The organism is Flagellimonas maritima, from assembly GCF_003269425.1.
Lineage (GTDB): Bacteria > Bacteroidota > Bacteroidia > Flavobacteriales > Flavobacteriaceae > Flagellimonas > Flagellimonas maritima.
In genome coordinates this window covers 3,298,856-3,324,350 of the sequence record NZ_CP030104.1, presented here as the reverse complement: position 1 = coordinate 3,324,350, position 25,495 = coordinate 3,298,856, and the positions used below count along the sequence as shown (strand labels likewise).

The following is a 25,495-nucleotide window of genomic DNA, read 5'->3' as shown; positions in this document are numbered from 1 at the left end:
ATAAAGACACATACTATGCTACAAAAATTGAGAATATGTTTACTGTTTATATGCATTACAGGAAGCATTTTTGGACAAAAGGATAAAGTAAAAAAAGCGGACGAGGAATTTGATACCTACTCCTATATAGATGCCAGAAAAATATACCTTAAAGTTGTTGAGGATGGATACGAATCCGCACAGGTATTTAAAAAGTTGGGCGACACTTATTATTTTAATAGCGAATACAAGGAAGCATCCATATGGTATAAAAGACTATTGGAAAAATTTCCAAACGAGGTAGAACCTATCTATAAACACAGAGCCGCTCAATCTCTTAAAAGTATTGGAGCCTATGAAGAGGCTAATAAGATAATGGGTTCTTATGCCGATGCGGCACAAAATAGTTCAATAGCCGAAAGCTATCAAAAAAATAAATATACACTGGATAGCATTATCGATTTTGAGTCAAAGGAATATAAAGTCCTAAATGCTTCAAACGGATTGTCCAGTTCGGACTTTGGCCCTTCATTTTTCGGAAATAGTATCGTATATGCTTCAACTTCCAAAAACACACAAGGCGATAAAATCCATGATTGGAACGGACTGCCCTACCTAGATCTATATGTAGCGGATTTGGACGAAAATGGGCTATTTTCCAAGTCTGCATCGCTTAAAGGTGATATCAATACGCCATACCATGAGTCTTCGGCCTGTTTTACAAAAGATGGTAGAACCATGTACTTTACTAGAAACAACTATATAGACGGAAAGAAAAAAAGAGGAAAAAATAAGTTGGTAAGCCTAAAAATTTATAAAGCTACCAAAAGCACGAACGGTAGTTGGGGCAATGTAAGCGAATTGCCTTTTAATAGCGATTCGTATGCCGTGGCCCACCCTGCATTGAACAGGGATGAAACCAGACTTTACTTTTCTTCGGATATGCCGGGCACTTTGGGAATGTCAGATATCTGGTATGTCGAAGTACTGAAAAATGGAAGTTACGGGAGTCCAGTAAATTTAGGTTCCAGAGTAAATACCGAGGCAAGGGAAAGTTTTCCTTATTTGAGCGATAACAACAACTTATATTTTTCAAGCGATGGACACGTAGGCCTTGGTGGATTGGATGTTTTTGTCATATCCTTGAACAATCCAGGTACTTTTAAAGCAGTAACAAATCTAAAAAAACCTATTAATACAAATCAAGATGATTTCGGTCTCATTATCAACGAAGAAAAACGGTTTGGATATCTGTCTTCCAATAGAAATGGTAATGAAGGGAGCAAGTCAGACGACATTTATAGGTTTGCTGAAAGCTGTTCCACTCTAATCAAAGGATTGGTCGTGGACAAGGACACAAAAAAAATCTTACCTGGCTCAAGAGTTATGCTGCTTGATAAGAATAATAATGTAGTTTCACAGACCGTAGCCGATAGTAAGGGTTCATACAATTTTGATGGAATCTCAGATTGTAACAACCAATATTCTGTTAGAGCTACGAATAGTGAGTTGGATTATCAACCAGATGAGAAATTGATCAACACTCCTGTAGGTTCTTCAACTTTAGAGGTTAATTTGGAATTAACACCCCCCGATTGTCCAGTAAACGATTTAGGTTGCAGACTTGATTTACAGCCCATCTATTTTGATTTTGACAAACACAACATTAGGCCTGATGCAGAAGTGGAACTTGCCAAAATTCTTTCGGCCATGAAGGAGTATCCTCAATTGGTCATACATATAGAATCCCATACAGATTCCAGAGGAAATGATAGGTACAATGAACTTCTTTCGGATAGGAGAGCTAAGTCTACATTAGAATGGCTGGTTAAGAAGGGGATAAATAGAAGTAGACTATCTGCTAAAGGTTATGGTGAATCCCAGCTTCAAAATGAATGCTCCAATGGCGTGAAGTGTTCAGAAAAAGCACATCAACTCAACAGAAGATCTATGTTCATTATAAAAAATTAATTTCTTTAAGTTTATTAAAAAATGAAATAAGTTCCTGATAAACAGTTGTTTATCAGGAACTTTATTTTTTTGGCACGCTGTTTGGTATTAAGTAAATGGAAAGTAAATAGTTACTTCCAGAACTTAAAACCTTATAGTATGAAAAAGTCAGTACTTATTATTGCAGCGGTTTTTTTTGGTACAGTTTTTACCAAGGCCGCAACGGTTGAAGATAAGGTTGCTACCGTCAATTATCGTTACGGAAATTCGTTCATTTTTATTGAGGATGGCGTAACGTTTTCAGTTTATCCTGACGGGGAATTCGATTTTTACGTTGATAATCGCGTTAATGTAGGTATCGGTGCCCAGGTTGGGAACGTCGGTATCACCTTTAATTCAGGTTTCGATTATAATCCTTTTGTTCAGTTTGATGATTTTGGAGCTGTAATCCAAGTTGAAAATACTCCAATATTTTATGATTTCTATGGTCGTGTTTCTCAAATTGGTAGTGTAGATGTATGGTACAGGAATGGTAGGGTCAGAAGACTTGGTGGATTGAATGTTTTTTACAATGGTGGAGCTTTTAGTCATCATACGGGATTCATTAATATTTATAACAGACGTTATGTGTATAGACCATTTCACAGATGGTTTGCCAGACCTGCAGTAAATTTTTGCAATGTTTGGACCACTCCTTATAGAAGATATTATGCACCTGTAAGATATACATGGCACAGACCATATAGGAACAATGTTCGTAGAGCTTACGCACAAGTTGGAAGAGAATATAGATTTAATAGAAATAGAAGATCTGATATCTATAGAAATGATAGAAGGGTTGCAGTAAGAAATGACAATAATGTAAGAAGAGCGGGTGTTGCATCCAGAAGCAATAGATCTACAGGTCGAAATGTCGGTAAGTCTAATAACAATAATAGGTTTAGTAGTGCAAACAGAAGTTCTACTACACGAAGGTCTGTAGCTCAAACAAACAACAGACGAGGTACTACCGCAAATCGTTCCAGTAATACTGTAGCTAGAAATAATAGAAGTACTAGAACAGTAAAACAGAGTGATTATAGAAGAGGAAATGTTGCATCTAGGAGTAATACCAGTAGAACGGTAACCAAGAAGGAGGTTGCACAAAAGCCAAACAGCAGGACTGTTACCAGAAGACAGGTTACCTCTACACCAAGAAGTAAAACAGTGACTCGCAGTACTAAAAATACGTACAAAAGGCCAGAGGCCAGAAAGAGCACAAGCAGTAGGTCGGTTGCAAGCAGAAGTAGTTCTCCCAAAAGAACTGTTTCCAAAAGCACAAGAACTACTACAGTAAAAAGGAGTACTGGAAACAATAGTTCTAGAAGAAGTAATACTTCAAGTACTAGAACAAGAAGTTCTAGAGTTCAGTAAATTTTTGGGATAGCCCCATAAATTAGTGAGATAACCATATAGTATTATCGAAGTAAGTTTCGGAGCTTTTAAATCTCGATTATCGAATAACGATAGTTTTTAGGTTGGTTAGTTGTTTACCCCGTAGTTGGATTTATCCGCTACGGGGTTTTTCTTTAAAGGATGGTTTAATAGTTCAAGATTCCCCTAAGCCCAATTTTGATTACACCCCTTATGTCAAACCCTGGAACGAAACAAGTGTAAGGTTTCAAGTGTTAAGATGCAGGAACCAAGAACCATTACAAAAAATCCAGCTTCTTTGTCCTTTTAGCAAAGCGACCTTGATTCTTCAAATACTTTGATCGCCCTGTTCATCTACTCTTCCCTCCTTTTCAACCACTTCGAAAGAATACCTGATACATCCTCTGAGATTTGAAAACGGAACAAAATACCCAAATAGGTCACAACGATTAAAATCGATTTTATCATGATATTGACTATGGGATGAAACGGAAACTGTATGGTATAGAATAATACGGCCAAAAACACAAGCGTTACAAAAATCTTGAACGTAGCGTGCGTAAACGGCAAAAAACCGAATTTTACCTTTACGAAAATCAGTTTTACCAAATTGAAAATAAATATCGAAATAAAACTGGCCAATGCTGCACCTTCAAGACCCAATACAGGTATAAGAATATAATTGAGAATAATGGTCAACAACGCAAGACAGACTCCAAAAATTAAAACCGTCCTATAATGTTTTGAATTGTATAAAATAGAATTATTGTTACCAAGCACAGAATCGAATACCCTGGCAAGTCCGATCAAGCATACAATGTAGAATCCATTTCGATACGCTTCGGGCAAAAGTAGGTACAGATCGTTCAGATTCAGTAGTATTAAAATAAAAAGAATACCAGAAGCAATAAATAGGGTCAGCGATGTTTTCTTGTACAAGATTTCCAGCGCAAAATGATTTCCGGAATTCAAAAGTTCGGCGGTCAATGGGTACGTTATTTGGTGCATTGCCCTAGAGGGAACAATAATAACAGTGGCGATATATGCAGCTACTCCATAGTAGGCCACATTTTCAATTTTAATAAATTGATTGAGCATTACCTTATCTATTTCCACTAATATCAATGCGGCGGAGCCCCCAAGAATGATTAAAAAAGTGTATAAAAGAATCTCCTTTGTATTGGACGGAAAGTTGAAATCCAACCTGAGTTTACGAATACTAAATGCATAAATTTTAATGATAACAGCTCTCAAAAGATATAGACCGACCAAGAGTTTAAAAAAGATAGCCAAAGAAATTACCTCATAATACAACAGCAGCAACAATACGGAAACCCCTATCCTACCAAAAACTTCTTTCATGAAATTTCCAAAAACAGATTTAAGATGCACTTTGCACCATGCGTAGAACACCTCAAAATATCCCATGGACAAGCCTACAAAAAACACATACCAGATATAGTGTTTGACCATCGGATTAACTTTTGAAACCAGATCTCCGATGGCATTATTAAAAAAAAATGTAATCAAAGCCAGAGGTATGATGGCCAGCAAGGGAGTCAACAGCATCAGCGTTAAAAAACCATCCTTTTCCTTATCTTGATAGTTACTGTAAAACTTGACCATTGTGTTTTGCACACCGAAGGCCATAAGTGGCATTAATATCGCACCCGATGCTAGGATAAATGTCACCAGACCATAATATTCATCAGGTAGAATTTGAGTGTAGAGAAAAAGCGTATTTACAGCTCCAAAAGCAAAGCCCACATAGGTAATCGTTATATTTTTTAAAGATTGTTTTAAAACGATTCCCATTAGATATAATTTGCCAATACTTTGGTTAATTCTCTTCTGTGATATTGCTCTATCTTACTAGAACTTATTTTTAGTTCTCCGTTTTCAAAAGCGGAGAACCATTTTAAAAGTACATCTTTTAAGGCATCTTCGTTTTGTTGTAGAAAAACTGCTCCTGCCTTGGAGTCTTCAACAATTTGTCCAGCTTCCCAACCTTGGGGGCCAATGGCCAGGATAGGCCGTTTCGCGTTCAAGTATTCAAATAACTTTCCTGGGATGATACCCGTGGTTTCTTCCGAATCGATTTCCAATAGTAACAGTACTTGTGATTTTTGCTGCACTTTTAATACGTTGTCATGGGAGAGATAGCCCAGACATTCAACATACGGACGCAAACCATACATGTGAATAGATTCCATTACCTCTTTCCCTACTACACCGGCTAATTGAATCTTTAATTTCCTTTGAAAAGAATGGTTTTCATTGACAAGACTTTTTAAGACCTTCCAAAGTACCATTGGATTTCGTCCTGTTAGCAGCGAACCAATATGTGAAATCGTAAAATCGGAATCCAATTCGATTTCATTGAGTTCATTATCAAATCCATTCGTAATGACCTTAATCGGTTTACTAGTAATTTCTTCAAATTCTTTTTTGGTCGTGGCACTGGTCACTATTATTTTATCCGCTGATTTTAGAACCGTGCGTTCCAGATTTTTATGCTTTTCTTGAGAGGACTTTGATAATCTTAACTTGTTGTGGTACCCTATGGATGTCCATGGATCTCTAAAATCGGCTATCCACATAATTTCAGCTTGTCTTTTTTTTAATCCCAATCCAATCAGATGAACACTATGTGGTGGCCCAGTTGTAATTACGGTATCGATTTGTTGTTCTTCCAAGACACCCAACACATACTTTATTGATGGCTTTACCCAAAATACACGTGCATCCGGAATAAAAAGATTACCACGAATCCATAAAAGCAGTTTCTCTATAAAGGAGGGTTTCTTTTCTGGGATGATTCCAGAACTGATGGTCTTTGTTTTTCTTTTTGATAACAATGAAGCCCAGGCATAAGGTTCATGAATTGGCTGTTTTAAAACTTGTATGCCATCGGGGACTTCTTTCACCAGATTCGTATCGGTAATGGGATAGCTAGGGTTTTCAGGCACGTAAACGATAGGTTCAATATCAAAATCCCTCAAATATTTTACGAATTTCAACCATCGTTGTACACCTGGCCCGCCAGCTGGCGGCCAATAATAGGCTATGACCAAAACTTTATGCATCAGGGCTTGGTTTTAGCTTTTTTGGAACGGAACGAAAATCCTATGCCACCAACAATGATAAGTCCCAATAAAATGCAACTGGCCAAGGAAATCTTGCTTCCCGTCTCAACGACTTTTGGTGTAAACTTGAATTCTATTTCATGTTTTCCCGCGGGAACTTTAAGTCCTCTCAATGCATAGTTGACTTTGTAATGCTCCTTTAAATCCCCATCTATATAAGCTTTCCATCCATTTGGATAATGCATCTCGGAAAAAACGGCAAAACCATCGTTCGCGTTATCGGTTTTGTATTTAATATAATTGGGCCGATGGTCGACCAAATCGATAGTAGCCAAGGAATCTATATCATAACGAAGTTTGGTCAGGGTCGGATAGGAGTTTGTATTGACGACCGCCTGTAATTTTGAATCAAACCCCTCAAGTTTCTGAATTTCTTCGTTGGCGGATTTTACCGGGATCAAACGTTCCACAAACCAAGCATTTCCGTTTGCGTTATCATTTACTGCAGGAAAACTATTGCCCTCCTCATCTTGCTGAATGATGTACTTAACATTCAACATATTCAAAACCTCTATATTATTTTGATATAAATGATATTCAAAAAGATTTTGCAACTGCCTCGGTTTTGCGGCATGGTATCCTCCAATGGATTTATGGAAATACGAAGTTCTTGCCCCATTCAGACCTTCCTGCGGGTCAAAGACCCTAAATGTTGTGTTATCTTGCTGGATCATTTGATCTAACTGACTGGTCTGGAACGGTGTGTTTACGTTTCGTTGGCGTACAAAATCACCTTCGTTGACGTAACGTAGGTTCACTCCTATTAAATCGAACAAAATCAAAGCGCCAAGAACAAGTACCACTAAGTTCTTTCCTATTTTCTCTTTTATTAAAAACCAAAGTGCCATTGCCGTCAAAATGACAAACAGCAATGAACGAATCGTATCGCTAATATATACTGCTTCACGATCACGATGAATCATTGTCATTAATTCATCTCCAAAATAACCTCTGTAGGTTTCATCCCGTAAGCCCTCAAAATCAAAGAAACCTTTCAGCAAGAAAATCAAGATACCTAGGCCAAGGGTAATGAAAAAGCTAAATTTCAATGCCGTTAGTTTTTTAGTCGTATCTACTTTCGATTTGAATAGCTCCCGTATTCCCAAGATTGCCAATATTGGGAAACAAAGTTCCAACACCACTTGAATAGATGATACTGCTCGGAACTTATTATACAACGGAAAGTAATCGATCATAAAATTGGTCAGAGCAGGAAAATTTTTGCCCCAAGATAAAAGCAATGCCAGAATTGCACCCGTTAATATCCACCATTTCTTTTTTCCTTTCACCAAGAAAAGCCCAAGCAAAAACAAAAAGAAAATAATGGCACCAATATAAGCTGGTCCTGCTACTATAGGCTGATTTCCCCAATATAAAGGGATTCCACTAGAAAATTCCAATGCTTTGGAAGGCGAAAGCCCTTGCTCGATCAAATACTCATACGCTTTAGAATTTTTTCCTAAATCTTCACTGCCTGAACCACCAAATAATCCAGGGACAAACAAATTCAACGATTCTGCAATACCGTAACTATACTCTGTAATGTACTCTTTATCAAGACCCGCTTGGGATGTTTTGGCACTACCATCAGGATTAATGGTCAATTCAGATGTGCCCCGTGTACTCCAATCCGCATATTCTTTGGTAGCCATCAGCCCTGTTGCATTGGTAGCAATGGACAACGCGACGGCGGCGAGCATGATTGCTACAGAGACAAAATAATGTTTTAGCTGTTTGTTTTTTATGGCATAGATGAGGTAGACCAATCCCAATACCAAGACCAACAGCATAAAGTAATAGGTCATTTGGTAGTGGTTGGCACTTATTTCCAAAGCCATGGCAAGTGCTGTCAGTATAAATCCAAGGATATATTTCTTTCGGAATACGAGAATGATTCCTCCCAAAACCATAGGGATGTATCCTAAAGCATGTGCCTTCGCATTGTGCCCAACACCAAGAATTATGATTAGGTATGTAGAAAAACCAAAGGCCAATGCACCTAAGATGGCGAGTCGGTAGTCGACCTTCATGCAGAGCATCAAAATGTAGAATCCCACCAAATACAGAAAAAGATAATCTGCGGGCCTGGGCAAAAACCGTATGAGCCTATCTAGCTTTTTTATGTAGTCATGGGGGTAATTTGCACCTAACTGATATGTGGGCATGCCTCCAAAAGCACTATTCGTCCAGTAAGATTCCTCATCCGTCAATTCTTTAAAGTCATTTCGCTCTTTGGCCATACCTTTATACTGCGCAATGTCCGATTGGAAAATGGCCTTGCCCTGAAGGACGGGATAAAAATAAACCAAGGAGGCAAGGATAAAGAAAGTTATAACACAAATATGGGTGATAATCGCTTTTGGAGAAAGATTCATGGATTGATTTTGAATAGACAAATATTAGTCAATTTCTTCAAAATCTATATATTCTCCAACTTTTTTTGAAGGGTTGGATTTTTTAAATGGTTTTTTAAAAATTTTGGTCTCACCTTTTTGTTCGGGTCTGGGTCCAAAATCCTGATGATTACCGAATTGTTGTCCAAAGCGTTCCTGTGTTTTTTTTATTGCATAACTGAAAAGCTTAGGAACCAACCATTTCGCCAGTAATTTAATAGTGTAGTATACTAATACAAGTATTAAAATCGTTTTTAATAAAACCATATAATAAAAGCTATTGCGTCAAAATTACATTGTTAGTCCTTTAAAAACCTTGAAAGTATCTTAAAATAGTATTAAAATCAGTTATATGGGTTTCCAAAACATTAAAAAATGTCTTCTAATAATTTTAATTGTGCCGCTGTTTTTAAATGCACAATATACGGATGTCATAAATTCCAATAGACCTGGAAGAGCTGTCAGTGCTTATGCCGTGGGAAAAAACGTTATACAGGCTGAAATAGGAATCCTTTACGAGCAACAGGATAATGCTAATTTTAATTCTGACTCTAATATTTTTGGTTCTGATTTTGCTTTTAGATACGGTTTGCTTTTTGAAACTTTGGAAATTAAATGGGAAGGATCTTTTATCAACCAAAATATTACGTTTCCAGATTTAGATACCGAAGAAACAAGGACAGACTTTTCAAGAAACCGATTGGGTTTGAAGTATTTGGTTTTTGACCCTTTTAAAAATCCAGAAAACAATAAGCCAAATCTTTACAGCTGGCGTGCAAACAATAAATTTCAATGGAAAAATCTGATTCCAGCAGTTTCGGTGTATGCAGGGGCCACATTTAATTTAGGTGAAAACCCCTTTTATCCCACTGACCCAACTGTATCCCCAAGAGCTGCCATAGCGGCACAAAGTAGATTAACTCCCAGATTTGTTTTAATTTCCAACATAGCCTATGACCGAATCGGCACAGATTTTCCTGAATTGAGCTATGCGGTCTCCCTTACCCATTCGTTTAGAGATCCCAAATGGAGCGTTTTTATTGAAAATCAGGGTATATCAAGTGATAGATATTCCGATATTCTTTTACGTACTGGCGTGGCCTACCTTTTTAATCCCAACTTTCAAGCAGATTTTCATTTAGGCTCAGGATTCAAAGATTCGCCTTCACGTATTTTTGCAGTATTGGGTGCTTCGTACCGATTGGATTTCCATAAGGATAAGCTGGTTGCCATTCAAGATCAAAAAGCAGGCGAAAACGGAAGTATCCCAAGAAATGCCCAAAAGAAAAAAGAAAAGAAAAAGAAGAAAAAGGGCAAAAAAAATAAAGATGATGTAGACTTTTAAGTTTTGACCGTATCTATTTTTCTTCTGAACAGAATATTCCTAATATTGACCTTTCAAAAGTTGATGCATGGTCACCGTAAAAGAAGTTCAATCCAAAGTTGATTTAAAGAAATTTGTCAAGTTTCCCTTTTCGCTATATAAAGGTTCCCCTTACTGGGTACCTCCCATAATCAAGGACGAACTGGAATCTTTTAATCCAAATAAAAATCCAGTTTTTAAAAATGCCGAGGCCACTTTCTTTCTGGCATATAAAAATGGAAAGATTGTGGGGCGGGTCGCGGCAATCATCAATTGGTTGGAAGTAAAAGATCAGAACCTTAAAAAAATGAGGTTCGGTTGGTTTGATTTTGTAGATGACTTTGAGGTGTCCCAAGCTTTATTGGAAAAGGTGGCCGATATTGGAAAGAGCCATCAATTGGATTATATGGAAGGCCCTGTTGGTTTTTCCAATTTGGACAAAGTTGGCGTACTTATAGAAGGGTTTGACCATATTGGCACCATGATTACGTGGTACAATCATCCATACTATCAATCCCATTATGAAAAACATGGCTTTGTAAAGGAGAAGGAATATTTGGAGAACAAGTTTTTGGCGTCAAATGCAGACCCAAAACTATTTGTAAAAGCCAATCTTTTAATTAAGAAAAGATATGGTCTACGAGAAATGAATTTTGAAAAGAGTACGGAAATTATGCCCTGGGTGGATAAAATGTTTGATCTTTTCAATAATACGTATTCCAGTCTTGCTTCTTTTGTAAAGATAACAGATGTTCAAAAGGAGTATTTTAAAAAGAAATACATCAGCTTTATTAATCCGGAATACATAAAGTTCGTAGTAGATGCACAAAATGAGTTGGTAGCCTTTGCCATTGTAATGCCCTCTTTCTCAAAGGCATTGCAAAAAGCAAAAGGGAGATTGTTTCCCACCGGTATTTTTCACCTCCTGAAAGCAAAAAAACAAAGCAAAGACGTTATTTTTTATCTTATCGGTATACATCCTGATTACCAGAACAAAGGGGTTACCGCCATTATCTTCAACGAATATCACAAAACCTTTTCAGAAAGGGGCATTGTTAATTGCATCCGTACCCCAGAATTGGAAGAGAATACGGCCATACGGCAAATGTGGAAACACTTTGACCCCATTATCCACAAACGTAGGAGGACCTACAAAAAGGAACTTTAAACTTTCAATGAAAGAACGAAGCTTATGTCCTACTAACCTTTCCCCACTCTCTTTGATGATTTAGTATGATAGTCAAAACAAAAATCGGCACAATTGAATACAGCGATTTAGGTAAAGGGAAACCAATTCTTTTCTTGCATGGAGGACATAGCAATTGTGATGAAACACTTTGGCACAAAGGTTTTGATTTAGATGAATTCAAATTGATTACACCTTCAAGACCTGGCTACGGAAAAACACCATTGTCAACTTTTGAATCACCTAAAGAAGCTGCAGGTCTGGTCATCTCGCTACTAGACAAAATAAAAATAGAAAAGGTAGTGGTCATCGGTATATCCGCAGGAGGTCTTACAGCTCTTGAGTTGGCGGCAAATTATAAAGACCGTGTGAAGAAATTGATTCTATTATCCGCGGTAACCAAAAAATGGTTACAGCCATCGGACGCTTTATACAGAAAAGGGAAAATTTTATTTTCCCCTGCCATGGAGAAGTTCACTTGGACAATGTTCAGAATTTTTTTTAAGTTGACGCCCCTAACAATGACCAAAACCTTGTTCAAAGAGCTTTCTACCGTTAAAGGCGCTAGCTTTGACCGGAAAGAAATAGAAACCATAAAAGAGATGACTTCCAAGCAAAGTTCGGGTAATGGATTTGTAAATGATTTAGAGCAAGATATAACCAGTGGGACACACTTGAAAATAGAATGTCCTACTTTGATAGTGCATAGCAAAAATGATAAAACGGTTTCTATAGCTATGGCATATCACGCTAAAAAAAACATACTTTGTTCGCAACTAAAACTTTACAACAATAAATGGGGACATTTACTTTGGGTCGGTACGGATAGCACAGAACCTATAACGGAAACCCTCATATTCATTAATAAAGCACAGAACCAAATTTATCGACCATGAAAATTAGCATCCTAGCTCTATTAACAGCTTTTATTTTCACAAACACCTTAATCGGGCAATTCATGGAAGAATCAATTACGTTGACAACGGAAAAAGGAGCTATAGAAGGGACATTATTGATTCCGGAATCATCTGGTAAGATTCCTGTGGTATTGATTATTGCAGGGTCAGGACCTACGGATAGGGACGGAAATTCTCCAATGTTCTCCAATAACTCCTTAAAAATGTTGGCAGAAGGGTTACACGAGGACGGAATTGCGTCTTTACGTTTTGACAAACGTGGTATTGGTGAAAGTAGAAGTGCCGGATTGGTTGAGGAAAAGCTACGATTTGAAAATTATATAGAAGACGTTATTGACTGGATATCACTTTTAAAGAAAGATAAAAGATTTAGTGATTTAATTGTATTGGGACATAGTGAAGGTTCGTTGATAGGAATGATTGCTTGTGAGAGATCCAAAGCAACTAAATTCATATCCTTGGCGGGAGCTGGGTTTCCAGCAGGCGAAATTATTATGAATCAACTAAATGCAGAACAACCTGAATCTCTTATAAAACAGGTATCTCCGATAATAAAAAGTCTTGAAAATGGTGAAACCGTTGAAGATGTCCCTCAAATACTGTTTTCACTATTTAGACCAAGCGTGCAACCCTATATGATTTCTTGGTTTAGGTATGATCCGGCTCAGGAAATTTCAAAATTAGATTGCCCAATTCTAATTATTCAAGGAACCACGGACATCCAGGTTAAGGTAAAGGATGCTGATATGTTGGCAGGAGCCAGTAAAAATCCAGAAAAAATTATCATTTATGGAATGAATCATATCCTGAAATCAGCTAAGTTGGATAAGATGGAAAATATTGCTACCTACAACAATCCGGATTTACCTTTAAATGAAAAGTTGATACCAGAAATTACGGCCTTTATTAAATCTGAAAACTAACTTAGTAAAAGCTTAGGAATCAAGACTCAAGGCTTAGAACTTAGGACTTAGTAAAAATTATTCCCCCATAGCCGCAGCGACGGCAGCAGATAACCTTTTATAAGTGCCATTTTGTAAACGCTCCCTAATCGCCGAAAACGCATCCAACGTTTCAAGAATATCTTGCATGGTGTGCGTTGCTGTCGGAATCATCCTGAGTAGAATCAATCCTTTAGGTATAACTGGGTAAACCACTATGGAACAGAATATTCCGTAATTCTCTCTAAGATCTTTGACCAATGCCATTGCTTCTGGAATACTCCCATTTAAATAGACAGGTGTTACACAACTTGTTGTAGTCCCAATATCAAAACCACGCTCTTTTAGACCGTTTTGTAACGCATCTACGTTTTCCCATAGCTTAGCTTTAAGCTCGGGCATGGTACGCAACATATCCAAACGTTTCAATGCTCCTTTTACATAAATCATAGGTAATGACTTAGCGAACATTTGTGACCGTAGATTGTATTTTAAATAATCAATGATTTCTTGGTCGGCTGCTAAAAAAGCTCCAATACTTGCCATTGATTTTGCAAATGTGGCAAAATATACGTCAATATCATCTTGAACGCCTTGCTCTTCTCCTGCCCCAGCACCTGTTTTTCCAAGAGTTCCAAAACCATGGGCATCGTCGACCAATAACCTGAACGTATATTTCTGTTTTAAAGCAACAATTTCCTTTAATATTCCCTGCTCTCCGCGCATACCGAAAACACCTTCGGAAATAACCAAGATTCCACCGCCTGTTTGCTCGGCCATTTTAGTGGCACGCTCCAAGTTTTTTTCAAGACTTTCAACATCATTGTGCTTAAAGGTAAATCGTTTACCCATGTGCAAGCGAACGCCATCAATAATACAGGCATGTGAATCAACATCATACACGATGATATCATCTTTGGAAACCAAAGCATCAATAGCGGACATGATTCCTTGATAACCAAAATTCAGTAGATAGGCCGCTTCTTTATTTACAAATTGAGCCAATTCTTGTTCCAATTGCTCATGATGGTCTGTGTGCCCGCTCATCATACGGGCCCCCATTGGGTAGGCGGAGCCGTATTCGTAGGCAGCATCACCGTCTACTTTTTTAATTTCTGGCAGATTCGCGAGTCCCAAATAGTCATTGACACTCCAAGTTATGACATCCTTTCCTTGAAATTTCATTCGATTGGAGATTGGACCTTCAAGCTTTGGAAATACAAAATAACCCTCTGCTTGTGACGCCCATTTTCCCAAAGGACCTTTGTTTTCAATGATTCTATCAAATAAATCTCTCATCTACCCTTAGTTTGATTCAATTGCAAAAATATAGATTTTTGCCAACCTCACATAATGAATTTACCATATAAAAAAGCGGCAATGATACACATTGCCGCTTTTAGTTGGTAATCGAGTTTTAAATGCTCCGATTTTTATCTTGGTATTTTGATGCTTTTATTAAAAAAGACTTATAGGCTTGCCATGTACTTATTTACTTTCAATATAAATACTATAAACTACTCAATGTATTCTATTTCTTCTGGAACCTCGGCATTTTTGGTATCAAAAAATCCTTGGTTCTCCATCCATTCATTGCTATATACCTTACTCATATATCTTGAACCATGGTCTGGAAAAATAACCACAATATTGCTATCTTCTGAAAACTCGCCTTCTGTATCCAATTGATAGATTGCTTGCATGGCGGCACCACTGGTATAACCTACAAACATACCCTCTTTGTGTGCTAATTTTCTAGCCATATGTGCACTTTCACCATCCGAGACCTTAACATAGCGGTCAATGGTTTCAAAATCAGTAGCGGTAGGAATAAGATTTTTCCCCAATCCTTCAATTCTGTATGGATAGACTTCATTATGGTCAAACTCACCGGTTTCATGAAACTTTTTGAGTACTGAACCATAGGCATCCACACCAAGAACTTTAATATTTGAATTTTGCTCTTTTAAATATCGTGCAATACCGGAAATTGTTCCTCCAGTGCCACTACAAGCCACTAAGTGGGTTATGTTGCCATTGGTTTGATTCCAAATTTCAGGACCAGTGGTTTTGTAATGGGCTTCAATATTTAATGCATTGAAATATTGATTGATGTAGATGGAATTATTTGTTTCGCTATGCAATCGTTTAGCTACCTCGTAATAAGACCTTGGATCATCTGCACTTACGTGCGCAGGGCACACATAAACCCTTGCACCCATAGCGCGAAGCATATCTATTTTATCCGGTGAAGACTTTGAACTAACGGCCAATATACATTTATACCCCTTAACGATGCTTACCATGGCGAGACTGAATCCTGTATTTCCAGATGTTGTTTCAATGATAGTACTACCTGGCTTAAGAATACCTTTGCGCTCAGCTTCCTCAATGATATAGGCTGCAATCCGATCCTTTGAAGAGTGTCCTGGATTAAAGGACTCTATCTTTGCGTAGAAATTTCCTGTGAGGGGCGCTGTAATCTTGTTAAGCTTAACTAAGGGGGTATTTCCAATTAAATCTAGAATATTGCTATACGCATCTATCTGTTTTCCCATAACTGGTTTTAGGTAAGGAACAAACCTTAAATTGTTCAAAATTTATTCGGTGCAAAAATAACATTTTTTTATTTTACAGGAATTTTACCTTCCAAATCTAAAATAAAGGTATATTCCTTTACTGTTTCCCTTAATGCTTCGAAACGCCCTGAAGCACCTCCATGCCCTGCATCCATATTGGTATCCAAGAAAAGAAGGTTATTGTCCGTTTTGTGCTCCCTTAGTTTAGCGACCCATTTTGCCGGTTCCCAATATTGTACCTGGGAATCGTGCAATCCTGTTGAAACATACATGTTTGGATAATCCCGTGCTGTAACATTATCATAAGGGGAATACGATTTCATATAATCATAATAGGTTCTGTCGTCTGGATTCCCCCATTCATCATATTCGCCTGTAGTCAAGGGAATGGTCTCATCCAACATCGTAGTAACAACATCTACAAAAGGAACAGCCGCAATTATACCTTTGTAAAGTTCTGGAACCATATTAATGATGGCTCCCATCAATAATCCCCCTGCAGAACCTCCACTGGCATACAAATGTTCGGGACTTGTATACTTTTTTTCAATCAAAAACTTGGAACAATCGATAAAGTCCGTGAAGGTGTTTTTCTTGCGCAGTAGTTTGCCGTCTTCGTACCAAGGTCTTCCTAAATACTCCCCCCCTCTTACATGTGCAATGGCAAAAACAAAACCTCTATCCAACAAACTCAGACGAATCGACGAAAAATAAGGGTCGATGGTACTACCATACGAACCATAGGCATATTGAAACAAAGGGCTTGTTCCATCCAACTTCGTGTCCTTATGGTATACAAGTGATATGGGAACTTTTACCCCGTCACGCGCTATGGTCCACAAACGTTCTGTCCGATAATTCTCCTTCTTAAAAGTACCACCCAAAACTTCCTGCTCTTTCAAGATTGTTTGGGTTCTGGTTTCCATGTTAAAATCGATGATAGCATAGGGAGCTCCCATTTCATTATAGTAATAGCGGAGTTCTTTAGTATCAAAATCTACATTTACCGATGTACCCGCTACATACGTTTCGCTCTCAAAAGGTAGATTATAACTGTATCTGCCATCCCATTTGGTGATTCTCAATTTATTCAGTCCGTTTTCCCGTTCGGAAAGTACGTAGTAGTCCTTGAATATTTCCACATCTTCCAGCAGAACATGCTTTCTGTGTTTGATGAACTCCCCCCAGTTATCGGATGTAGTTTTATCCTCGGAGGTTTTCATCAATTTAAAATTGGTGGCATTGTCCTTATTGGTAAGTATATAAAAATTGCCATCGTAGTGGGCAATGGAATATTCAACCCCAATTTCTCTAGGGGAAAATATTTTGAAATCCTTTTCGGGCGTGTCCGCATTCAATATCTGGTACTCAGAAGTCAACGTACTGACAGAGCCGATTACGATAAATTTTCTCGATTTGGTCTTGTACACAAATGTATTGAAGGTTTCATCTTCTTCATGGTGCACCAATACATCTTGCTTCGATGGAGTTCCCAGCGTATGTCTATAAATTTTATTCGAGCGTAGGGTTACGGGGTCTTTTTTGGAATAAAAGAGTGTTTTTCCATCATTTCCCCAAACCGAATTTCCCGTCGTCTTTTCGATCTTATCCGGGTAGACCTGTCCTGTTCTTAAATTTTTGATTTGGATATCATACTCTCGCCTAGATACGGTATCCACACCAAAACATGCCATGGAATTATCAGGACTTACGGAGATTCCTTTAAGATTGAAATAATCGTGTCCCTTTGCCAGTTCATTGCAGTCGAATACTATTTCATTCTCGGCATCCATACTTTCCCTTCTTCTGGAATAGATGGGATACTCTTGCCCTACTTTATATTTGGTTATGTACCAGTACCCGTTGTATTTATATGGAACCGAAGAATCGTCTTCCTTTATCCGAGACTTCATTTCTTGAAAAAGTTTTTCCTGAAATTTTTTGGTATGCGCAGTCATCTTCTCATAATACGCATTCTCGGAATTTAGATAGTCGATTACCTCTTGATCTTCCCTATCGTTCATCCAATAGTAATCATCTATTCTAATGTCGCCGTGTTTTTCCAATTTTATTGGTTTTTTTTTGGCTATCGGGGCTTTTATGTTCATTGATTCTTCCTTCAGGATTTATTAAGAGGCTGCAAAAGTACGTGATAATGTAAAAAGGACAGTATATAATGATTCAGTTAAAAGATAGAATATATTTCAATTCATTAATTTTGAATCTTAGAAATCAATACCACAAAAATATGTTTGGAGATATGATGGGAATGATGGGCAAACTGAAAGAGACCCAACAAAAAGTAGAAGCCACAAAAAAACGAATGGATACGGTACTGATCGATGAAGCCTCTTCGGATGGTCATCTTAAAATAACTATCACCGCAAATAGAGAGATAAAATCCATAACGATCGATGATACTTTATTGCAGGATAAAGAACAGCTCGAAGATTATCTTGTTATTACGTTGAACAAGGCCATTGCAAAAGCTACGAACGTCAATGAAACAGAGTTGGCCGCAGTTGCAAAGGAAGGAATGCCGAATATTCCTGGTATGGATTCAATGTTCAAGTAATGTATTGCCAATTCAAAATAACCAATAGCATTCATGCCTTTCATTGAGCGTAGTTGAAATGAGAGTTAGGTACTTCGGCTACGCTCAGTACCCGCTTTTGGTCAAGAGCAATCAACCTATTTTTTGCAGAATTTTAAGAAAGTGCTTGTGCATCTGCGCTGTGTAATCCAAGTGCGTCACAATACGTAGTTTGCCTTGTCCCATTCCAATGATCGAAATATCATTTTCTTCTAGCTTGGACAGGAAAACAGCTGAAAACATTTGGGATTCATCCAGCTCAAAAATGATAATGTTGGTTTCAATAAATTCTACTTTTTTGATGAATTCCAGTTTCCCGAGCACACTCCCAATTTCCTGCGCTTTTTTGTGATCTTCGGACAATCTCCCGATATTGTTTTTTAGGGCATACGAACCAGCTGCCGCCAAAAAACCGGATTGGCGCATCCCTCCACCCAGCATTTTTCTTACGCGTAACGCATCAGAAATCAATTTTTCATTTCCTATAAGAACCGAACCTACTGGACACCCAAGACCCTTGCTAAAACAGACACTAATGGAATCGAACAAGTTTCCGTAGTCCTTTGGGTTTTCATTCTTAGCTACCAATGCGTTCCAGAGTCGTGCACCGTCCAAATGATACTTTAATCCATTTTCGTCACAGACCTTTTTTATTTCTTTTAGTTCATTAAAATCCCAGCAGGCACCTCCGCCCTTATTTGTTGTGTTTTCAATACAGACCAAAGAAGTCAAGGGACTGTGATAAAAATCGGGAGGATTAATGGCCTCCACAACTTGTTCAGCGGTCATCATGCCCCTATTTCCATCGACCAATTTGCACGAAACACCACTGTTAAAGCTTACACCGCCTCCTTCATAATTATAAATGTGTGCATACTTATCGCAAATCAATTGTTCCCCAGGCTGTGTATGTAACTTAATGGCGGTTTGGTTTGTCATGGTACCACTAGGAAAGAACAATGCGGCTTCCATACCAAAATAACGGGCAACTTCTTCTTCAAATGCGTTAACGCTAGGATCATTCTTAAAGACATCGTCCCCTACTTTAGCGTTCATCATGGCATCTAACATACCAGCACTCGGCTGGGTGACCGTATCGCTTATCAAATTGATTTTCATAAAATGGATATGTCTTTAGTTCATACAGTCCATACCGATAGGGGAACCATCTGGAATTTTAGGTGCAGGAATTACCTTAAAGCTAGCTGGCGCCTTTAGGAAAGCGTCTATCCTTCTAACCATTTCCGAAGCTATCACATCATCTCCAGTATTGTTCAGAGCGGTTTTTAATTTCTTTAAAAATGCATTTGCGATGGCATTCACCTGCGGATGAACGTCTTTATGCGCTGCAAGATTCATAATATGAAACAACACCCTAAAATTTATAGTTTGCTGAACTTCGTTTAGATAAGAATCCTTATGTGAGTTTTCAATCGTGGTTTTTCCCAAGGCTGTAAAAACCTGTGCCAATCCAACTTGGTTTTTATCCAGGCTCTTTTGCTGTACCAATCGCGATGCACGTTCTGGATGCAGCAATAGTCCCAATGTCATATCAGCGGAAGTTTCAGCTGCCGAAAGCGCATCAAAACTAATACCCGTCCTTCCCTTTATGGACTCGCGAGATCTGCCATATCCTACCGCTCTTGGTGGAAAAAGGTCAAGCTTGTTTTTGGGTATCGCTATTTCCGATGCATCCAAAGTAGTTAAAATAGTTTTTAGCGCATTTTCTTGTTCAGCACGGTTTATTGGAGCTACCGTTTGTTGTCCATCTCCTTTTACGGCATAGTTATAATCCAATCCTCCGATCATTTTGGAAACTGCTTCTGTTTGGTACCTATGAAAAAAGTATAAAGGTGCAAATACATCTTCAAGAACCGAATTGGGCTCTCCGTTACGTATGTTATCCACAGAAAAATTATCGATTGCTATCTTTCGTATTTCCAGTACTTTTTTCAACTCCTCTGCTGCATTTGCCCCATTGTCCCAAAGATGGGCCAGTGCGTGTGCACTTCCCATTGGTCTGGCATCTTGGTCCGCCATATACCTGAGACCCGCCGATTGTGCTTTTTGAAGAATTCTATTCAATCCTTCCGCTTCTTTGGCATCATTCGGGAAATCAGTATAAGAATAGGCAACCGTTATTTTGTCCCATTCCCCTATTCCCGTATCATAGGCATTTGAAAAGTCTATCGTATTTCCCTTTAGTTCAAATTGTGGATGTGGGTAATCCATTACGGAGGCCCTACCATTGGTACTTGCTGCAAAATTGTGCGCAAAACCCAGTGTGTGTCCTATTTCGTGTGCAGACAGTTGTCTGATTCTTGCCAAAGCCAGTTCCAACATAGGCTGGTAGTTATCATCACGCTCGGCAAAAGGTTTGTCCATCAATGCTTGGGCAATCAGGAAATCCTGACGTATCCTAAGGCTTCCCAGACTAACGTGGCCTTTCATGATTTCCCCTGTCCTGGGGTCGGTGATACTGCTACCATAACTCCAACCTCTCGTTGAACGATGTACCCATTGGATAACATTATAACGCACATCCAACGGATCGGCGTCATCCGGTAAAATCTTTAATTGAAAAGCATCTTTATAGCCAATGGACTCAAACGCCTGGTTCCACCATCTGCCACCTTCAAGGAGCGCGGAACGAACAGGTTCCGGGGTACCATTGTCCAGATAGTAGATTATGGGCTCCACAGCTTCGCTTACTGCCGCTCCAGGATTTTTCTTCTCTAAACGGTGACGTCTAATAAATTGCTTCAAAATAGGTTCCTGTACTGGTGTGGCATAGTCATAATAGGTAATGGGATATGAACCGCAGCGAGGATCAAAAACGCGTTTTTTATAATCATTATCGGGTAATTCTATTAAGGAATGATGCTGGGCCACGGTAACCAATGATGGATTCGGTACTACGGAACGGATGTAATCGCCCTCGGGAGTTCCCGAAAAGGTTAAGGTAAGGTCAAATTCCACATTTTTTGGAAAAGCTCTGGTACGATCGAATGCCATGGCACTTTTGGATTTGTCCAAACTGTAAGTGCCCTGTTTGGTACGTTTCAATCTGGCCGAGACACCATGGGCATCCCGCATTAGAAAATCCGTAATATCGATTAAATAACTCCCATTCGATTCTTCTTCAATCTTAAATCCGTGCAGCACGGATTTTGCGAATGCTTGTTCCACAGATTTTTTTTCCAATTTATTTTGGGTGAGCGCCCTAAATTTCAAGTTGGGCTGAATAAGCAGTAATTTGTTTCCAGCCTTTCTAAAGAAAACTACTTGTTCGTTCCCCAATTGCCCCCTATCCAATCCGATATCGTTACTCCCTATTCCGCTGCTAAGCGAATACACGTACAGAAATTCTTTTTCAAGCTCTTCCACTTCAAGATAAATCTTATCCGTATCATCATCATAGTAAAAATTGAAATACCCATTGAATTTTTGAAATTCCTTTGTCCTATCAAAACTTTGAGCGGATACGAAACAAATACAGAATTGTACGACAAGAAAAAAATAAAGATTTTTCATAGTGTTGGATTAGTCCTTAAAAATAATGAAAACATCGCTAAAAAATGTATGCACATGCGATTGCATAATACATATTTATATGCTGTCTGCTCTGCGAAAAATTATTTTATCTGTCTTATTTTTTATAGAATAACTAGTGTTTTTACTAAAAAAATGTATTAATTTTTAGGAATGGCAATAAATACTGACGCAAACCATCAAATTTTTTCCTCATACCTTAAGAAAGAAGGTTTGTTCGATGAAGTTTTCGATACCAATGGAAAAGTAAAATCCATTTATACAAAATTGTTCGACCTATACGGCGAACATTCCGTAGAGGATTATGTACATCTCAATGGTAAGGCCAAAGCATCGTTCTTTAACCAAGGAATAACTTTTCAAGTTTATGGCGAAAAGGAAGCAAAGGAAAAAATTTTCCCTTTTGACCTGTTTCCAAGAATAATCGACGCGACAGAGTGGGAAACCATTGAAACCGGTTCAATACAAAGAAGCAAGGCCCTAAATTGTTTTCTGTGGGATGTTTACCATGACAAAAAGATTATTAAGGATAAGGTTGTTCCTCTGGAACTTTTAAGCTCTTCCTCCAACTACCTGCATCAAATGGTAGGTGTAGACCCACCCAATGGAATATACAACCATGTTTCTGGAATCGACATCATCAAACATTCCGATGGAAAATACTACGTGTTAGAGGATAACATTAGATGCCCTTCCGGGGTTAGCTATGTTATTTGCAACCGTACGGCTTTAAAAAGAGCGCTTTTTGGAGTTTTCAATCATTACCAAGCACATACTGTAACCAATTATGCCGAAAATCTGTTGAAAGTTTTGGAGAGTGTAAAACCTCATGGTGTCGATATACCAACTTGCGTGGTCATTACTCCGGGAATGTTCAATTCTGCCTATTACGAGCATTCGTACTTAGCCAAGGCCATGGGCGTTGAGTTGGTAGAAGGACGGGATTTGTTCGTGGAGAATGATTTCGTCTATATGAAGACCATTAATGGCCCAAAAAAGGTAGATGTGATTTATAGAAGGATAGATGACCTTTTTATGGACCCCATGGAGTTTAATCCAAATTCCACTTTGGGCTTACCTGGACTCTTTGCTGCTTACAAAAAGGGAAATGTATGCATAGCCAATGCATTGGGCACAGGTGTTGCGGACGATAAGGCGATTTATACGTATATGCCCGAAATTATTAAATACTATCTAGGTGAAGATCCTATTCTCAGCAACGTCCATACCTATCATTGCAGTAGACCCGATGAACTCAACTATGTTCTTGAAAATGTAGATAAACTTGTCGTTAAACCAGTAGATGAAGCTGGCGGGTATGGAATATCCATTGGTAACAAGTTGACCAAAAAAGAGATTGAGGTTGTAAAAAAGCAAGTGAAGGAAAATCCAAGAAAATATGTGGCGCAACCTATATTATCCCTATCCGTACATCCCACCTATATAGAACAAAAGGATTCTTTTGAGCAACGTCATATCGATTTGAGGACCTTCACCCTATTGGGAAAGGATAAGGAATTTGTTTTAAAGGGCGGCTTGACCCGAGTTGCCTTACAGGAAGGAAACCTTATAGTGAACTCTTCGCAAGGAGGTGGCTCTAAAGATACATGGGTACTAAAAAAATGACATATGCTGGCAAGAGTCGCTAACAATCTTTTTTGGATGGGACGCTACATTGAACGTTCCGAACATATTGCAAGATATCTAAGTGTAAATTACTTTTCTTCTTTGGACGCTCCCAATGAGCTTTCCCAATCAAGACAGTTCGTTTTAAAGTCCATGTTGTTTATGGTAGGGCAGCCAGTTAATGGAACAAAAATCGTTGCGGAAGAAATGGTGCTATTCGATATTGGTTTGAACAAGAATAACCCCATGTCCATCATCAATAATGTAAAAGCTGCAAGGGAAAATGCCAATGGGGCAAGGGACCTGATCTCTACGGAACTCTACGAATCCATAAATCGTTTTTATCACTTTGTAGTGAATTACGATACGGATTTTTTTGTTAAAAAGGGACTTTACGATTTTACCATAAAGGTAACGGAACGTTCGGCCATCCTTAGAAGTAAAATAAGAAGTAGTTTGTTGCACGATGAGATATACGCCATAATCATGTTGGGCATCAATATAGAAAGGGCGACCCAAATCATCAGGATTATCAATGCCAAATACCACGATTCCCTCGAAGCTAAAGGAAGTCATAGTGATATTGCCAGCAGTTTTGAATGGTCCACGCTATTGAGATGTGCCGAAGCTTACGATATGATGCGACGCTACTATAAAAAACCGCCCGAGAGTATTTCTACCTTGGAATTTTTAGTGCTCAATCCAGATTGTCCACGTTCGGTCATGAACAGCTTGAACCAAATATGTAACCATATGCAGGTTTTGGACCAGTCTAAATATCCACAGAAAAATTCTACTTTTTTTTTAGTAGGAAAACTTAGGGCAAAGTTCAGGTTTATGCAGGTCGAAGAGATTCAAGAAGATGTACAAGGCTTTATCGACAAAATTTTGGAAGACCTCTTTAAAATCAGCAAAAGAATGGAAGAGGAGTTTTTTAATTACTAATTTTGCTTTGTATTCGTTAACAAGTCAATCCAATTTAATATGTCCCTTGAATATACGGTCACGTACAGTGCCAAAAATACTTATGAGAATAGCGTATTCAAGGCTTTTTGGCAATTTTGTATTATTCCGGAAGACAATGGCACACAGCAACTTGTGCATTGGAATTTTGAAAATAGCCTCAACGTATTCAATGGTTTGTCAATAAATGGTTTAGGTTTTAAGGTGATTCGGGTGCATCCAGAAGTAAGTTTCAAGACCATTTCGTTCAAAGCGAAATTCAAGGTCATCAAACAAGAGATCAATCCTTTTAATTTTGAAGTCGATCAAGATATTGCCAAAGGTTATAAAAGTATTCTGGAGATAGCCTTTAAAACAGAACACGAACCTTTCTTAAGAAAGACGAGGTTTACCAAACTGCCCCTAAAAAATACGTCATTGTTCAGTTTTGATAAAACGAAATCGATTTTCGATAATTTAATCGAACTGAATACTTGGACGTTCGAGTATATAGATTTTAAAGCTGGGGTTACCGACGTAGATACTACACTGGACACTATAATTCTAAAGAAAAATGGCGTCTGCCAGGATTTTAGTCACCTATTTTGCGCCATAGCGCGGGAGAACCACGTTCCAACACGTTACGTTTCTGGATACTTACATCAAGGCAACGGATATTTTGGAGATTCCCAAATGCATGCATGGGTAGAAGCATTTGTTCCAGATGTTGGTTGGATAGGGTTCGACCCAACAAATAATCTTTTGGTGAACGAGAATCATCTTAAAGTGGCGCATGGAAAAGATTATTCGGATTGCCCTCCAATTAAAGGTGTGGTTTATTCGAACGGTTGGAACGAAACGGAACATAGTGTGGAAGTGCAAGCATCACAACAACAATAGACACTACATATATCC

At 38.4% G+C, this 25,495-nt stretch carries 19 protein-coding genes; 10 read left to right on the top strand and 9 right to left on the bottom strand.

Features of this window, described 5'->3' with window-relative positions; all coding sequences use genetic code 11:
- Positions 1-15: 15 nt before the first annotated feature.
- Both HME9304_RS14725 and HME9304_RS14720 read left to right on the top strand, forming a co-directional pair.
- Positions 16-1,950: an OmpA family protein gene (locus tag HME9304_RS14725; RefSeq protein WP_112379303.1), complete on the top strand. Its 1,935-nt coding sequence runs from the start codon at positions 16-18 to the stop codon at positions 1,948-1,950.
- A 138-nt stretch (positions 1,951-2,088) separates the two neighbouring features.
- A complete protein-coding gene (locus HME9304_RS14720; protein ID WP_112379302.1) occupies positions 2,089-3,342 on the top strand; it encodes a hypothetical protein in 1,254 nt (417 codons plus the stop codon).
- 354 nt (positions 3,343-3,696) lie between these two features.
- Here HME9304_RS14720 and HME9304_RS14715 read toward each other — a convergent pair whose 3' ends face one another.
- The 4 genes from HME9304_RS14715 to HME9304_RS14700 are packed head-to-tail and all read right to left on the bottom strand — an operon-like array spanning position 3,697 to position 9,148.
- Positions 3,697-5,157: a lipopolysaccharide biosynthesis protein gene (locus HME9304_RS14715; protein WP_112379301.1), complete on the bottom strand. Its 1,461-nt coding sequence runs from the start codon at positions 5,155-5,157 to the stop codon at positions 3,697-3,699.
- Entirely contained in the window at positions 5,157-6,428 is a 1,272-nt protein-coding gene (locus HME9304_RS14710; RefSeq protein ID WP_112379300.1) for a glycosyltransferase, read from the bottom strand. The genes HME9304_RS14715 and HME9304_RS14710 overlap by 1 nt, the downstream gene beginning before the upstream one ends.
- The gene (locus HME9304_RS14705) at positions 6,428-8,863 is read right to left on the bottom strand and encodes a YfhO family protein (RefSeq protein WP_112379299.1); all 2,436 of its coding nucleotides are present in this window, start codon (positions 8,861-8,863) and stop codon (positions 6,428-6,430) included. Before HME9304_RS14705 ends, HME9304_RS14710 begins: the two co-directional genes overlap by 1 nt.
- Positions 8,864-8,887: 24 nt before the next feature.
- Positions 8,888-9,148, bottom strand: coding sequence for a DUF4834 family protein (locus tag HME9304_RS14700; RefSeq protein WP_112379298.1), 261 nt, complete (start codon positions 9,146-9,148; stop codon positions 8,888-8,890).
- Positions 9,149-9,233: 85 nt separating this feature from the next.
- Between HME9304_RS14700 and HME9304_RS14695 the strand changes: the two genes are divergently transcribed.
- The 4 genes from HME9304_RS14695 (at position 9,234) to HME9304_RS14680 (ending at position 13,270) form a co-directional block, all read left to right on the top strand.
- Positions 9,234-10,226, top strand: coding sequence for a transporter (locus HME9304_RS14695; protein ID WP_112379297.1), 993 nt, complete (start codon positions 9,234-9,236; stop codon positions 10,224-10,226).
- A 67-nt stretch (positions 10,227-10,293) separates the two neighbouring features.
- Positions 10,294-11,412 (top strand): GTP cyclohydrolase, encoded by a 1,119-nt coding sequence (locus tag HME9304_RS14690; RefSeq protein ID WP_112379296.1) that lies wholly within the window; start codon positions 10,294-10,296, stop codon positions 11,410-11,412.
- Positions 11,413-11,477: 65 nt separating this feature from the next.
- A complete protein-coding gene (locus HME9304_RS14685; RefSeq protein ID WP_112379295.1) occupies positions 11,478-12,326 on the top strand; it encodes an alpha/beta hydrolase in 849 nt (282 codons plus the stop codon).
- Positions 12,323-13,270 carry an alpha/beta hydrolase gene (locus HME9304_RS14680; RefSeq protein WP_112379294.1) on the top strand — a complete coding sequence of 316 codons (948 nt, stop codon included), beginning with the start codon at positions 12,323-12,325 and terminating at the stop codon, positions 13,268-13,270. The genes HME9304_RS14685 and HME9304_RS14680 overlap by 4 nt, the downstream gene beginning before the upstream one ends.
- 57 nt (positions 13,271-13,327) lie before the next feature.
- On the opposite strand, the gene HME9304_RS14675 is transcribed toward HME9304_RS14680, so the two are convergent.
- From HME9304_RS14675 to HME9304_RS14665, 3 genes are all read right to left on the bottom strand, one after another.
- Positions 13,328-14,587, bottom strand: a complete 1,260-nt coding sequence (locus HME9304_RS14675) for a cysteate-C-fatty acyltransferase (protein WP_112379293.1) — start codon at positions 14,585-14,587, stop codon at positions 13,328-13,330.
- A gap of 218 nt (positions 14,588-14,805) precedes the next feature.
- Positions 14,806-15,846: a cysteate synthase gene (locus HME9304_RS14670; protein ID WP_112379852.1), complete on the bottom strand. Its 1,041-nt coding sequence runs from the start codon at positions 15,844-15,846 to the stop codon at positions 14,806-14,808.
- A 68-nt stretch (positions 15,847-15,914) separates the two neighbouring features.
- Positions 15,915-17,975 carry a S9 family peptidase gene (locus tag HME9304_RS14665; RefSeq protein WP_112379292.1) on the bottom strand — a complete coding sequence of 687 codons (2,061 nt, stop codon included), beginning with the start codon at positions 17,973-17,975 and terminating at the stop codon, positions 15,915-15,917.
- Between the two features lie 140 nt (positions 17,976-18,115).
- Between HME9304_RS14665 and HME9304_RS14660 the strand changes: the two genes are divergently transcribed.
- Positions 18,116-18,442: a YbaB/EbfC family nucleoid-associated protein gene (locus tag HME9304_RS14660; protein ID WP_112379291.1), complete on the top strand. Its 327-nt coding sequence runs from the start codon at positions 18,116-18,118 to the stop codon at positions 18,440-18,442.
- Positions 18,443-18,553: 111 nt separating this feature from the next.
- Here HME9304_RS14660 and HME9304_RS14655 read toward each other — a convergent pair whose 3' ends face one another.
- Both HME9304_RS14655 and HME9304_RS14650 read right to left on the bottom strand, forming a co-directional pair.
- Positions 18,554-19,579 (bottom strand): threonine aldolase family protein, encoded by a 1,026-nt coding sequence (locus HME9304_RS14655; protein ID WP_112379290.1) that lies wholly within the window; start codon positions 19,577-19,579, stop codon positions 18,554-18,556.
- A gap of 15 nt (positions 19,580-19,594) precedes the next feature.
- Positions 19,595-21,994, bottom strand: coding sequence for a zinc-dependent metalloprotease (locus tag HME9304_RS14650; RefSeq protein WP_112379289.1), 2,400 nt, complete (start codon positions 21,992-21,994; stop codon positions 19,595-19,597).
- A 171-nt stretch (positions 21,995-22,165) separates the two neighbouring features.
- Here HME9304_RS14650 and HME9304_RS14645 point away from each other — a divergent pair, with 171 nt between their 5' ends.
- From HME9304_RS14645 to HME9304_RS14635, 3 genes are read left to right on the top strand one after another with little or no spacing between them, the layout of a single operon-like run.
- Complete coding sequence (locus tag HME9304_RS14645) at positions 22,166-23,638, top strand: circularly permuted type 2 ATP-grasp protein (protein WP_112379288.1); 1,473 nt, start codon at positions 22,166-22,168, stop codon at positions 23,636-23,638.
- Between the two features lie 3 nt (positions 23,639-23,641).
- A complete protein-coding gene (locus HME9304_RS14640) occupies positions 23,642-24,583 on the top strand; it encodes an alpha-E domain-containing protein (protein ID WP_112379287.1) in 942 nt (313 codons plus the stop codon).
- Between the two features lie 39 nt (positions 24,584-24,622).
- The gene (locus tag HME9304_RS14635) at positions 24,623-25,480 is read left to right on the top strand and encodes a transglutaminase-like domain-containing protein (protein WP_112379286.1); all 858 of its coding nucleotides are present in this window, start codon (positions 24,623-24,625) and stop codon (positions 25,478-25,480) included.
- Positions 25,481-25,495: the final 15 nt, after the last annotated feature.